This is a genomic window from Bradyrhizobium sp. AUGA SZCCT0176, assembly GCF_018130145.1.
Lineage (GTDB): Bacteria > Pseudomonadota > Alphaproteobacteria > Rhizobiales > Xanthobacteraceae > Bradyrhizobium.
In genome coordinates, this window is the sequence record NZ_JAFCMB010000003.1 from 207,972 (window position 1) to 221,459 (window position 13,488).

Consider the following 13,488-nt stretch of genomic DNA (forward strand, 5'->3'; position numbering starts at 1 on the left):
GCCGCCTGATCCGCTCACGCTTGACCGTCGCCTCTCACACCGACGGCGAAGGGTTCACGCCACTGCTTCAGTCGCTGGCCAGAATCGACAAAAATGGTTTGGCCAGTGACCGCGTCAGCCTCCAGGAGAAACAAGACGGCTTTTGCAACATCTGCTGGTGCTACGGGACGACGTAGCGGAGTTCGATGGACCGCCTTGTGGAACGCGGCGGCATGGCCCGGAACATCAAGTGGAAGGGTTGGGCCGGGAGCGACTGCGTTGACCCGATACGGCGACCAGAGCAGCGCAATGCGGGGAATAGCCGCATACATCGCAGTCTTCGACAGACAATACGCAACAAAGTCCCCGTGCAAATTCTCAACATTCTGGTCGAGAATGACAACTGCCTGCCCCGCCGAGTCCCTTGACGTTGCAGCGGCCTGCATTAGCAGGACTGACGCCTCAAAATGTATTGCCATCATTCGCTGCAGCATCGCCGATTCAACTCTATTCACCGATTCATTCTGAAAAATGCTCGCATTAAGAACGAGGGCGACTGAGGGATAGGCTGGAAGGATATCGTTCGAAAACGATGCCAGCGCTCCATCAACCTGCGTCAGGTCTGATCGCCAGATCGGCATCGGACGGTCATTAAGCTGCATCGATATTCGACGGGCCTCCCCCTCGTCGGTTGACGTGTGAACGATGATTGACCATCCGTGCGCCGCCAGCAGCTGCGCGATAGCAAGGCCTATGCGCGACCTCGAGCCCGTGACGAGCGCCACCTTTGTCGGATCGATCACGGCCGGTTGGCGGTCAGGTGAAACCCAACTCCCTCCGTGTTTGGGTAGCGCTGTACTTTTATGGTGTGAACCTCAACTTTGATGACCCGGGGATGGGCCAGAATGCGATCAGCGATCGCCTTCGCTAACGCTTCCTGCAGAATCCAGTGCCCTTCCTGGAAGGCGCTATCCAAGACATCCAATGCGATCTGGTAGTCGTAGGGCATGCTTCTGATGTCTTCGAAAATATCGTCGTCCGGATCTACGAAAACGGCCAGATGAATGACGACCTCCTGTCGAATGCCCTGCTCTTCCTCAGCGCAACCGATAGCTGCCTGCCCCCGATAGCCATGGACCAGATACTTTGCTTCCATGGACCCACTCACAAGGAAAAACTCATTTCTGGCGACGCACGGCGGCGAGATGGACGACGCTGGCTCCTTCGTAAGTCAGGCGAAGGCAATCCGAGCTCGTGTCCCGATTGCCTAGTTGTCGGCCGCAATCGTTGCGCCACGGCGCAGTGATTGTGCTGGACAAGCGCAAGCCAGCCAGCTGCGCGCCTCCCTCGACCTTGCATTTGCGTCTGTCCTCGACGAATAGCGATGGCGGGGTCTCTCATTATCAATCACGCAGCAGCCTGAGTGTCTCGGCTCGTAACCCGTCATCCGCTTCTAGAACGCCGCGGGACACCACCGTTATCGTTCGACTGTCGGGGGAGCGCACACCGCGCATTGCCATGCACATATGGTCGGCTTCGACCCGAACGAGGACTCCCCGCGGCGCGAGCGAGTCCCAGATTGTATTGGCGATCTGGGAGCTGAGGCGCTCCTGCAATTGTGGTCGCCGCGCCAAGGTTTGCACGACGCGAGCGATCTTGCTCAATCCCGTAAGACGTCCGCCTTCCGGAAGGTAGGCTACATGCGCTTTCCCATGAAAAGGAAGCAGGTGATGTTCGCACATGGAAAAGAATGAAATGTCCCGCACGATCACAATGTGCTCATGCTGATCTGCAGTGAACTGAGTCTTTAGATGCACGCCAGGATCGTCATAAAGGCCTCCAAGAACCTCGAGATACATTTTCGCTACCCGAGCCGGCGTGTCGCGCAGTCCCTCACGATCTGGACTCTCTCCGATCGCGAGCAGAATATTGCGGACCGCCTCAGCGATCCTTTCTCGTGCATCAGGAAGTGGCTTGACGGATGCTTGCGATTGACTTTTCTCAACCGCAACCGAATAGAATTGGGTCATCTCTTCTCCGGATGGAATGTGCCGTTAGCGGTGCGTGACTGATTGAGTCGCGAGCTCCGCCGATGATCGACTGAGAACGCGGTTTTGCTGACCTTCTATTTAGAGCATCCGACGACGGTCTTGGCCGCCAGCACGCGTTATTTCGGCGAGAGCAACGCAACCAGCTTCATGATTGGAAATCACGCTAAGCACAGTATGCTCTTTTCTGCGCACAGCCGGTATCGGTCGTACAACCGATCCAAACACCATGTCGAGTGAGCTCGCCGGGCCGCAATTAGCCGGCCAAATGAGACCGGTGTTCGCATGGCCAGAGCCTGCCGCGGCCGACGAAATAGGGACCGTCCGGCGCCACCGGATGATTCACACGCTCCGGGCCGACAAGGTGACCGAGGGGAATAACGAACAGGGTGGAACCCTTACCCCGTCAACGAAAGATCATCCACGGACGCTTTCTATGCGTCCGTAGAGCAGCGGGACGATCCGGATCTCCGCGGCAAACCGGTCGCAGTCGGCGGATCTCGCATCCGCGGCGTCGTAGCGGCCTCGAGCTACGAAGCACGCAAGTTCGGCGTACGATCAGCGATGCCGTCGGTGACGACCAAGCCTGCCGGGCGGCGATAGCCATTCGCGGCTATGCTTGGCTCCCTAAAAACGAGTCGATCAGCCACGTTTATTGCTCACTTCAGCGTGATCTGGTATTCTAGATGAATGGATCAGATCGTAGACCTCAGCGCGCAAGCAGAAATATCGATCCGCGACGCGATCATCCGGGCCAAATTCAGCTTTGGGCAGAAATTATCGGATCGTGCGCAGGAGCCGACGTGACCGGACTCTCACGCTGACACTAGGTCTTTGACGTCCGCTTTACGCCCAGAAACGGCAGCGCAGGCCCGTGAGACTCCCCAAAAGTTACCTCCACAAATCGCCTGGCGAATTCCAACTGCCCGAAAAACGAGGAGGTTTTCTGATTTGGGGATTCATAGAGTGAATACTCCCGCGTGCGTTACGTCAGGCTGCCAGTTCCCGCGTCGGAGCTACTTGAGGCAGCCGTAGTCAGCGTCGAATAACCGCCGGTCAAGGGTACGAGGTCCGGGTTGGCAAGACTGGACGGAGGATCACGCTCAATGGCGCCGAAAAACCACCCCACCGCTGTATGCGTTGGCACTCGCAATGCTGGCTGAACGGCCGGTGTGCCAAAGGCTTGTTCTTGGTGATTGCCGGAGAGATCGCGGATGCAGCCCTCTCCTAAGCCGAGCCGCCGGAAATGGTTGAGTGCCGAAGAACCGGTCGTAGATCCAGCAGGCGACGAGTGCCATCGCCAGCAACATAGCGGCCAGCGCGCTATATCAACTGCCGATAAAATCTAAATCTCGGGAATTCGCGATCCTTGCCCCACATAGATCCCGAATCCGGCCGCTGATGTCCAACTTCAGCGCCACGGACAATCGGCCATCGATTTCGCGAGGATCGCCTAGGCGCTCGAAGCAGCACCCTGAAGCGCGCAAAATTCTCTCCATACCAAGATAGGAAAGCGAAACGTAATGCGAGAGACCCAGAGCTAAGCCGTAATTCTGGAGCGCCCATGCAAGTTGCGATACAACTCCACTACCGCTTACCTGGCGGTCTCGGCATGGGTCCAGCACAAGCCGAGAAACCTCGACCACCTTCGAATCACACGGCGACGGCCCGTCCACGAAGCTGCTAAAATGGCTGCCGAGCAGGTACTGCCCAGTTGTTTCCAGTAATCGAAGCCCTGCGATTACGTTGCCCTTGATGTCTCGGACGACCATATACACGGTATCGGCGCGATCGAATTCATCAACCTCGATTCCGATGGGTAGCCCGTTGTTCCTAGCGGGCCAACCCAACCTTTGGCTAAATACCCGATAACGTAGCTCAAAGAACGATATCAGCGACGACGTGCACATTTGGCGATTGCATTTTGAGATCACTTCGATCATGGGCTCACTCCCGCGTTATCATTTTCAGGATGAGGCGGGAGGCGCGGTTCTTCCATCTGGGAGGTTACCCCTAGGAAATTTCCGGGTGGTAAGCCGTTGGCGAAGGCGATAAGCAGTTGTGTCGAATGCATTCGCAGGCGTCGCCCCACCGGCGAAAACTCGGACGGAATCGGGTGTAGATTGCCCGGAAGCTTACGAATCAGGCCATGGATGCTCGATCGGATTGATCGAACGCCCCGTCCGCACGAGTGCTTCATCGATCGCCGTCGAACGCCCCGCGAAACGCCTGCTAAAGCCAAGTGGTCAGTGCACTCCCGCTCATGCGCCGCTCCGAATGCCCGAGAACCACGCCTCCCTAAACTGGTCAATGCGCAGCTCGTCTGATGCCGGAGCAGTTCTCCCGGTAGCAAGACGGTCAGCTTCCGCCCGCCCCAAATCGCCTGGCTTCGGCTCAACTCTATCCGCCGTTGTCCACTCCACGCAATTCCACGTAAACGTCCACCGCAATCGCCTTTGCGGCGGCTGACATCATCATGAGCGAAACCGGTGATCGGTCCTCTCTCGTCCGGCTTGCCTATCGCGCTCTTTCGGCGTCTTCTCTCAAAATGAGCCAAGCAGCTGCTTCTACGTCGAGAAGCTTGTTTGATGCTTCAAAGGATTTGTTGGATAACAAGCGGAAGATGTCACCCAATATGCTCGGCAACCGCCTACACCGACCAGTAACATAGCACTGAAACATCGCGGCCCCCGTTGGCTCAGCCACGGGTAAATTTACTGGAACAAACGCCCAAGCAAGCACCCTGAGTAGATTTTTCGCAGTCTCATCTAGAGAGCGAACGGCCACCAAATTTGCCAACGTATCCGCAAGACCAATTACGAGATCAACTGTTGAACCTCGACCATCGCCAAGTCCACGCCACCCTTCACCGGTGTCGTCCGTGAGCCCTATCGACGAGCTCGCGACGTCATCAGGAACATCTATCTCCGGCACCATTTCACGCAAGCGTTGAGTACCGGCTTTGGTGAGGATGTTTCCCGTATTGCGGGCGGCGAGAATACGGGTGCAGGTGTCCTCGAACCAAGTATCATTGCTGATTGACTCCCGCGGAAGATGCCCAATCAAATCGCGCCTCAGTTCCAGCACTGGCCACGCGCGATCTGCCACGTACGGTAGGCCCTGTTCCGCAATCCACTTCAGCGTATTCGCAAGCACGGCTACCGGCACCTGCAACGGCAACGCCTTTTCGTCGGAGCTATCCATCGCAAAACAATAGAACATCGTCGCGCCTACAGTTCGGGATTCGCGACTGCTTATTCTCTGGATGAGTATCCCATTACGTTCGACCGCCGATTCAGCGACTATTGCTATAGATGATGCAGATGCCGGATTTGTCGCAGACACGCGTTCGTCTTGAGCATTTTGCTCAATTCCGGCATGGCAATACATAGGAGCGAGCCTTGGACCAAAAACCCTCGCGCGCGTGTTCGGCCACGCGTCCATATTCTCGCTCGCCCATCGTGCTCCGAATGAATTCGCGCGCTTAAGATCCGTGAAAAGCGAGACCCGTTTCTCAGGCGATGCCCAGTAGTCAAAAACGGTCTCGCGAATTTGCTGCCGCGTGGGCTGCGACTGGCCGAACCTCGCCAGAGAATACCTCAGCAATGTTTGGTGCAAAAAGCCCAATGGATGATCGATCTCAAGATCACGAACTGTCATCCTTTCTAGATACCGTTTGTGCGCGAGAAGAACGTTAGCAAGTCGGCCATGGTCGTCATCCGTCATAGTTATACAGCTCATCTTGGTCCCAGTGGCGTACGGCGATACTGCCGCAGACTGCGTAAATAGGGAGCGCGACAAGATCACAGACGGCAATGTCCCAAATAGCTGAGCGCGATGGCGGCCTGCCAACGTGCACTAGCGCTCACCTCCTCTCCCCGCCCGTTAAGTGTCGCGGTGACTTGAGAGGGAACCTCGAAAGCTTCCAGGCTCGACTTCTTTCCCACAACGTCGTTCTGTACGACTATTGCGCCGAAATATATCTGGTAGATTTCCTAGGGTCTTTCGTTCTCTGACAAACCGCATGAGATGTGACGATATTCGAGGCGGAACGCGATCGCCGTCTACTGATCCGGCAGAGTCAACTCCGGAAGTTTTCCGAATGGTCTCGTTACCGCTTCACAGTATCGCTTGCACCGCTCCACCCACTATCACTCGAGGTGGACAGATGGAGCGTCAACCCTGAAAGGAGTTTTACGATGCCGACTATCTCCCAAGCGATCCGAACGAAAGACGATCTGTCCAGCATTGAAGCACGCCCCCTGGCGGCAGCGAAGAGATCTCTAGTCGCCACAGCTTGCGCATCGGTTGCGCTCATTGCACTCATCGCCTCGGCTCCCACTTCCGCAATGTCGGTCGGTTCCGTAACGCTCGATCAGCGCGTATCCGGAAAGATTGCAGGCCGAACGGTGATCGCAAGACACGTAAAGGACGAAGCGCGGTTGGAGTATATGAGGACAGACCGAAGAGAGCTGAATGGCGTCGTCCTCGCAGGCAGCTGTTACAGGTGCCAAAACAATTTATTTTGACCTAGTCAAGGCAGTGGCGCTCGCAGTCGCGCCACTGCCCTTCGTTGATCAGGATCGAGAACAGCAATTTCACGGGCGCGAAGAGGCGTTTTGCGCGCGTAATGAGGTGAAGTCGCATTTATGAATCGTCGCTTAGGCTTCGGCAAGCCAGAAAGCTTGCGCGCTCGTCGAGCAACCGTCAATCGCGGCCGCTAAATCGAATTTAGTTTAGGTCCCGCTGCGACAATTTGGTTGTCACGGCGTTTCAATCGACTTACTCAAGCGTCCTCGGAGATGTTGGAGAGTGATCACGATCAATCGTGCCAAGCTGAGCGCTCAATTCTGACGACTTCGGCTTGCCGGCGAGCGCTCGGTTCTCGACACAAACCTCAAGTGCAACGAAATCTCCTCGTACGCTGAGCTTATGGCGTTTTCGGGATACGGTTCGGGTCAGCCACAAGTTAACGAACAAGTCGGCTATTGTCGCCATCCGTCATACTTCTATAGCTCATCTTGGTCCCAGTGGTGTACGACGATGATGCCGCAGATTGCGTGAATATGGAGCGCGAACAAGATCGGAGACGGCGATATCCCGAATGGCCGACTTTAATGAACGGCTTATCGGCGCGCGCAGGCACTCATGTCTATCTTGCCGCTGGTCGTTCTGCACGGCCATTGCGACGGAATGTATCTGCCACATTTCCCAACGATTCTCGCTTCGTTAAAGAACCGCATGAGAGAGACGACACTCGAGGCGGAACGCTATCGCCGGCCACTGATCTAGAAGTGTCAACTCGGGAAGTTTTCCGAATGGTACCGTTACCCCTTTTCAGCTTCGTTTGCACCGCTCCACCACCTGCTACTCAAGGTGAGTGGATGGAGCGTCAACCCTGAAAGGAGTTTTACGATGCCTACAACTTCCCAAAAGATTCGAACGAAAGACGGGCTATCGAGCGTTGCATCACGTCCCCTGGCCGCGGCGAACAGGTCTATGCTTGCCACGGTTTACGGATCGGTTGCGCTCATTGCACTAATCGCCTCGGCGCCCACTTCCGCAATGTCGGCTGGTCGCGTAACGCTCGACCAACCGGGATCTGGAAAGATCACGACAGCAGCGGTAGCATCGGTTGTCGCGGCATCACCTGGCCTCGTCTCCAACGATAGGATGCTCGTCAGCCGAAGCGATGGCGTCCGCGCTACGAGGCTTGTCGAAGGCAAGAACCTGGTGTCTTCCAGGCCCCTCGGCGCAAGTGCCGACGACCTCACGAAAACGCAGTCGGTCTTCGCAAGGCTGATTCCTAGGGGCACACTTTGTATGTGCTGGTGAATGACTTTCAATAGGTTGTCCATTTGTTCCCAGTCGGAGAAGCCGCAGCTGTCGAAGCTTTAGCACTCCCAAGAGGGACCGAATGGATATCCATGAGAATGCCCGGCTTACGCCGCGTGGTCGAGAGCATATTGTTCGGCCACTGCAGAGCGGGCAGACGCCGAAGGCCGCACAAACCACAGGCGTCTGCCCGCGCACCGTACTGAAGTGGATTGATCGCTATCGGCGCGGGGGGCCTGCAGGGACTGAGAAACCGTTCCTCCCGGCCATACCCGGCAACGAGGTGTATGACTGGCACCTCGGCGACGAAGCCGCAGCGAAGGACGCCTTCAGCAAGGTCGCCAATGTGGTGAGCCTGGAGCTGACGAACAACCGGTGCCGAACGCGATGGAGCCGCGTGCCGTGATCGCGTAATACGACCAGGCCGAGGAGCACTTCACTCTCTACACGACCTTGCAGAACCCGCATCTCGCTCGCCTCGTGATGTCGGCGTACGGCGGGGACGGCGGGCCAGTGTGTAACTCCGGCGAACTACGCCGAGGTAATGGGTGTCTACACCGGCATCACACCGGTAGACGCCGATTCCGGTGCTGGCCCTCCCGAGGCGAGCTATCCCCTCGCACGGATGATGACGACCGCGGCGCGGCAATTGCGGGTCGATTCGGCTGAGCTGCCCAGTAATAACTTCATCACGCTGTTACCGTGTCAGACGCCGGTGATCATGCGTATGACATCGGCGACTTCCACGCCGCGATAAAAAGCCATTGACTATGCCGCCTTCCGTGTCCGCAAGCCAAACCAAAGGCGGGCGGCAAGCTTCGCGGCATCGGCGTGTCCTGCTGCATCGAGGCCGGCGGCCGCACCGTAAACGGCGGTCGGCAGCCTCGGCGCTGGCGTACCGTGGGAATCCGCGGAGATCCGCGGCACTATCGAGTTGCTCACTGGCACCCACAGCCACGGCCAGAGTCGCGAGACCACGACCGTGCAGATCATCTCGGATCGTCTCGGCATTCCGCTCAGCCAAGTCTCGATCATTCACTGCCCCTAGAATTTTTCCGAAATTCAAGCAGCAGATAAGCAGTCGTACTCTTTGAATGGAAGCCGGGTCAGGTCGTTCGACCGACACCGGCTCTGCGCCAAATTTGTTTGAGTGAAAGGATACTCATGCCAGTCATCAACGAGCTAACAAAAGTAATCGCACTTGCTACATCGACCATTACTCCAAATGGTGTCGATGACGACGACATACTTGCACGATACATTGAAAGTCGCGGGCACGAATATCGAATTGTGGTTTGGAACGACCCATCAGTCGATTGGCACATCTTTGACATGGTGGTCATTCGCTCCACTTGGGACTACCATCACAGTATAGAAGAGTTTTTCCTATGGATTGAACGTGTAAGTCGTCAAACGACCATTGTGAATTGTCCTCAAACGATCAAATTTTTAGTTGATAAACGATACTTGCTCCATTTCCTGTCGTTGGGTGTACCGGTTGTACCGACCTCTATCGGAGCTGCGGGCGAAATCCTGGACTTTGGACGAGTGTGCAATGAGAGGGGCTGGTCGGACGTGATTGTGAAGCCAGCAGTATCTCTCGGATCGTTCAAGGTAAGGCGATTCGCTTATCCAGCCGATCGTAACGCCGGCCAAGCGCACATCGATGCGCTAGACGCCTATGGCGGTGCTGTAATACAGCCGTTTGTAGAGGACCTCGTGACGAAGGGCGAGCGGTCGTTGATCTACATCGAAGGTCGTTATAGCCATGCCGTGTTGCGGGGACCGATGACGCCAGGATCCGAGACGCCGTTGGCTCAACTTCACGAAGCGAGTGAGACAGAGAAGTCCGTAGCCGGTCAAGTACTTGGTGCCTTGCCGGCCGCTACCATCTTCGCTCGCGTCGATCTTGCAGCAACGCCGCAAGGACCATTGTTAACAGAGTGCGAGGCGGTTGAGCCGCGGCTCTTTTTTGGCCTGCGTCCCAAGTGCGCGGAGCATCTCACCGATGCCCTCTTCCGTCGCTTGAGTAACGTGAAGGCGAAAATCAATCAAGATTGTCGCGCAGCTCTGACCTCTCATACCCCTTCGAATCGGCCAGCTCGCGAACACTTGAAGTATTTCCCGCAAAATGGCGGTTATCCGTCAAGGCCGCCTTCACGCACGCCAGATACCTTATACGCTGCATCGGGACTCGTTGATGACGAGTTGGAGGTAAATTGAGGCTGCTGAGTATGGGCTACTGCCTTGATCCCGGCTTCGGCCCCTCCGGCCGAAGATGCAAAGTTATCCTACTTCCTTTTGGGAGACGATGTGTGCGGTGGGCGACGATCTCATACCCGCGCCGTGTATTCCTTCACAAGGGACGCTGTCAACGGGACCGCATGCGCAAGGCCAGCGAGGCTACTGACCCACTAAGCACGGGGACCCGTACCGTTCTGGAAACCTTGCGGACCTTCGGCGATCTCAAGTCAGAGTGACGACAGGGACATGGTCGGCCTAGTCTTTCACGACTCGCTTGGTGACTGGGGGTGCGTCCGGTAGCGGCCGCGACGTGGCGGGTCTCTCCGTCATCGTCGTCTCCTCGATGGGAGCGGACGCAGACTGTGAGTGCCATTGACGTTCACTCGCTCAAGTGGCGAGGTTGTCACAGGCATCTACGTTCTCCTGTCGACTTCGAGACCGATGGCGGCCTAACCGGGAGGAGATACACGTTCCGCTAGACATCCTCGGACGCGCGAGAAATCACAGGCTAACCCTCGACTGAAAGACTTGCGAGATCACGGAATAACGAGAGGCTCGGAAGAAACCGTGCTGATGTCTCCTTCTTATGGAGTCTTCGAAACACGAGCGTATGCGACCGGCAGCTTCCAGTGTGGCATTTGCCCAGAAATCGCCCCTCATCCTAGCCAGATTCGATGTCCAAGGTCATGGAGCTAGGGTCAATATCTAGCAAGCCCAGCTTCGCTGCCTTGACCGCCGCTTGGGTACGATTCACAGCATTCAGCTTCTTCTTCACAGACTCTAAGTAGAATTCAACGCATTTGGCCGAAATATTCAGGATTTTGGCTATCTCCCAGGCGGACTTGCCGCGCGCCGCCCAAAATATGGACTGCGTCTCTCGTCGAGAAAGAAACGACTTCCGTCGCCGTGAGTGCCCCTTCAAATGCTCTTCGTCGACGATGCGAAGCGCCCGAGAGTGGAAGAACTCGCACATCACATGCAATTCGCTGTAGTTAGTCAATGCGGCTTCGATCGCCCGGGCACGACCTTCGTGGACGAGGCTTACGGATGCCTTTTCTCCAGTTCGCGATACGAGTGGAATGGTCAGTCCATCTCGAATTCCAAAATCGGAGGCCTCATCCATTAGGCGCTTCTGCTGACATGACATTCGATCGGGAACGGCTATCTTACTCCAAACAAATGGAACTCTGCAGCGAAAGAGTTCGTCCACTATCGGATCGCAGTTGACGTAGTCGTTGCCGATGTAATGAGAAAGCCAGTGCTCCGGATAGTTGGTGATGCCGAGCATCTGCCTTGACGTGTTCTCGAACAGTACCTCGTTTTGCACAACGTGATACGCGAAGTAGCGATACCCCATCGGTTCGATTGCTTCCTGAAAAACGGACCGAATCTGGGATGTGCAGGTCGCTCGATCGAGCTGAACCAAAAATTCCGAAACGGCGCTATCCCCAGCAACGTCCGCTGCTCTTGACGGTTCCGTCATGATTTCCCCCCAAAAATGTAACATGTAGACAGGTCGAACGGTTGAATACGAGTGATTTAGGGCTGTGCTGACAAGACGAAAATGTCCGAATTCGCTGCGTAGCCGGCCTATTCGATCTGTCGGGACATCGTTTTAGAATCAAGCAAGCCACCAGCACATGCTCCCTGTTTCGGCCACGAACGATGCCGCAAAGATGTGGGGTGTCGATAGCGGTAGATGAGGGAACGAGATGCCGAAGCGATTCCGATCGGTAGCGCAGATCGCTGGATCCTTCGTGGGATGCGCAAGATTGTCGTGAGCGCTTTGCTGCGCGAGTCGCCGCAGACTAACGACCGGGATCGTTGGTACAGACATCAAAGGATTCTGGACGGCAACGACGTACAGGTTCTTTTCCGAGCAATGGAATCAAGTTTTTCCAGTTCGACTATCTGCGAAGACGAGGCTCGTTGCTTTGGGCATATCGAATGCAATGGCCGTCCAAAGGGTACCGAGGACGAGGGCAGCCAATAGCGATTTCTACGCGAGGCTTTCATTCGGCGCTCCCATGCGGAAAGCAATAATTGCTCAGCATGCCCAACAGCGTTGCTGGCCGATATCGGATAAATGTCCGATCCAATGCGGCGCGCGTCAGCTGTAAGCTTCTCGATGTAGAAGCAGCTGCTTAGCGCGGTTTGAGAGAAGAGGCAGAACGACGCGATAGGCAGACCGAGCGACGGAGATCGCCGCTTTCGTTCATGACAATGGTAGGTCCCACAAAGGCGATTGCAGTGGACGGGTTTGCGCAGAATTGCTTCGTGCACTCCAATCGAAACGACGGATCCTCGCTTCCTTGATAAGCCTGATCTCTCCATACATTCACCCGCGGAGCCGGCGCCGAAGCGTCGCCGCTTCAGGCCATGTACTCGGTCGTTCTCTATCATCTCTGGTCGAGATGAGTGTGATCTGATCTAATAATTGTTCAGTTTGGAGTTGTGCTGCTATCCAGCGTTGTGGGCGATCACGTCTCAGTCGACAAGCCGTGGAGTGAGCATCAATCGAATTGGAATCGCTTCATGCTGAAAATGTTCAAAACAACCCGGATGAAGGCTCTGATTGCATCGGCAGCTGAAACGCCGGCTGCTCAGCTCGATCTCGAATCGAGCGATAGGATATCCAATGACGGAAACGATGGCGTCCGCGCTGTGAAGATGCAATGCAATATCAATGCCTGACGCCGGCTGTTCGAGGCTGACATATCAATGCGTGTTCTGATAGTTGATGATCATCGCATCGTAGCTTCGGGTTGCCGCGCCTTATTCGCGAACGACCCCGACACCACCATACTGGAGGCTTCCGACGCCGAGAGTGGCGAGGGGGCTTTTGTCGACGAGAATCCCGAAATCTGCGTTCTCGATATCAACCTGCCGACCGTATCTGGGTTTGAACTGGCGCGGCGCATCCTCAGTCGCGACGCGTCAGCGCGTATCATTATGTTCAGCATGAACGACGATCCGATCTTCGTCGCCCGCGCGATCGAAACCGGCGCCAAAGGCTATATTTCCAAGACCGGGGATCCATACGACCTGGTCGAGGCCGTCCGCGAAGTGGGCAAAGGCGGAACCTATTTGCCGCCCGCCATCGCCCGAAGCATTGCATTTTCAGGGCCCGCGTTCGCGAAGAGCCCGTTGTCGAAGCTGACGTCACGCGAGATCGAGATCTTGCGCCTGCTCGGCGCCGGCAAGAGTCTGTCGGAGATCGCTTGGCTAGTTCATTCGTCATACAAAACGGTAGCCAATACGGCCTCGATAATGCGCCAGAAGCTCGGCATGCGCAGATCGGCCGAACTGGTTCGGTTGGCGATCGAGAACAGCATCCTTGCAAATAGATATTGAATTCCTTCATTGCGGTGGAGTCGAGGAG

Annotated in this window: 10 protein-coding genes and 3 pseudogenes; 7 read left to right on the forward strand and 6 right to left on the reverse strand. The window is 56.1% G+C overall.

The window, feature by feature from the left end:
* Positions 1-14: 14 nt before the first annotated feature.
* From JQ600_RS09260 to folE, 3 genes are all read right to left on the reverse strand, one after another.
* Positions 15-782 carry an SDR family oxidoreductase gene (locus JQ600_RS09260; protein WP_212489794.1) on the reverse strand — a complete coding sequence of 256 codons (768 nt, stop codon included), beginning with the start codon at positions 780-782 and terminating at the stop codon, positions 15-17.
* Positions 779-1,135 carry a dihydroneopterin aldolase gene (locus JQ600_RS09265; RefSeq protein ID WP_212489795.1) on the reverse strand — a complete coding sequence of 119 codons (357 nt, stop codon included), beginning with the start codon at positions 1,133-1,135 and terminating at the stop codon, positions 779-781. Before JQ600_RS09265 ends, JQ600_RS09260 begins: the two co-directional genes overlap by 4 nt.
* A gap of 247 nt (positions 1,136-1,382) precedes the next feature.
* Entirely contained in the window at positions 1,383-2,009 is a 627-nt protein-coding gene (gene folE / locus JQ600_RS09270; RefSeq protein WP_212489796.1) for a GTP cyclohydrolase I FolE, read from the reverse strand.
* A 444-nt stretch (positions 2,010-2,453) separates the two neighbouring features.
* Between folE and JQ600_RS09275 the strand changes: the two are divergent.
* Positions 2,454-2,612, forward strand: a pseudogene (locus tag JQ600_RS09275) (DNA polymerase IV); the annotation flags it as partial.
* 743 nt (positions 2,613-3,355) lie between these two features.
* Here JQ600_RS09275 and JQ600_RS09280 read toward each other — a convergent pair.
* Together JQ600_RS09280 and JQ600_RS09285 are read right to left on the reverse strand one after the other, a co-directional pair.
* On the reverse strand, positions 3,356-3,970 hold the full coding sequence (locus tag JQ600_RS09280) for an acyl-homoserine-lactone synthase (protein ID WP_212489797.1): 615 nt from the start codon (positions 3,968-3,970) through the stop codon (positions 3,356-3,358).
* 574 nt (positions 3,971-4,544) lie between these two features.
* On the reverse strand, positions 4,545-5,753 hold the full coding sequence (locus tag JQ600_RS09285) for a hypothetical protein (RefSeq protein ID WP_212489798.1): 1,209 nt from the start codon (positions 5,751-5,753) through the stop codon (positions 4,545-4,547).
* Between the two features lie 750 nt (positions 5,754-6,503).
* Here JQ600_RS09285 and JQ600_RS09290 point away from each other — a divergent pair.
* The 4 genes and pseudogenes from JQ600_RS09290 to JQ600_RS09305 all read left to right on the forward strand — a co-directional run bounded on the left by JQ600_RS09290 (position 6,504) and on the right by JQ600_RS09305 (position 10,085).
* Complete coding sequence (locus tag JQ600_RS09290) at positions 6,504-6,680, forward strand: hypothetical protein (RefSeq protein ID WP_212489799.1); 177 nt, start codon at positions 6,504-6,506, stop codon at positions 6,678-6,680.
* Positions 6,681-7,944: 1,264 nt separating this feature from the next.
* A pseudogene (locus JQ600_RS36785) lies at positions 7,945-8,067 on the forward strand (IS481 family transposase); the annotation flags it as partial.
* A gap of 57 nt (positions 8,068-8,124) precedes the next feature.
* Positions 8,125-8,901, forward strand: a pseudogene (locus JQ600_RS09300) (molybdopterin cofactor-binding domain-containing protein); the annotation flags it as partial.
* 125 nt (positions 8,902-9,026) lie between these two features.
* Positions 9,027-10,085, forward strand: coding sequence for a RimK family alpha-L-glutamate ligase (locus JQ600_RS09305; protein ID WP_212489801.1), 1,059 nt, complete (start codon positions 9,027-9,029; stop codon positions 10,083-10,085).
* A 682-nt stretch (positions 10,086-10,767) separates the two neighbouring features.
* On the opposite strand, the gene JQ600_RS09310 is transcribed toward JQ600_RS09305, so the two are convergent.
* The gene (locus JQ600_RS09310; RefSeq protein ID WP_212489802.1) at positions 10,768-11,589 is read right to left on the reverse strand and encodes a LuxR family transcriptional regulator; all 822 of its coding nucleotides are present in this window, start codon (positions 11,587-11,589) and stop codon (positions 10,768-10,770) included.
* A 1,052-nt stretch (positions 11,590-12,641) separates the two neighbouring features.
* Here JQ600_RS09310 and JQ600_RS09315 point away from each other — a divergent pair.
* Positions 12,642-12,800 (forward strand): hypothetical protein, encoded by a 159-nt coding sequence (locus JQ600_RS09315; RefSeq protein WP_212489803.1) that lies wholly within the window; start codon positions 12,642-12,644, stop codon positions 12,798-12,800.
* A gap of 27 nt (positions 12,801-12,827) precedes the next feature.
* Positions 12,828-13,460 carry a response regulator transcription factor gene (locus tag JQ600_RS09320; RefSeq protein WP_212489804.1) on the forward strand — a complete coding sequence of 211 codons (633 nt, stop codon included), beginning with the start codon at positions 12,828-12,830 and terminating at the stop codon, positions 13,458-13,460.
* The last annotated feature ends 28 nt before the right edge of the window (positions 13,461-13,488 follow it).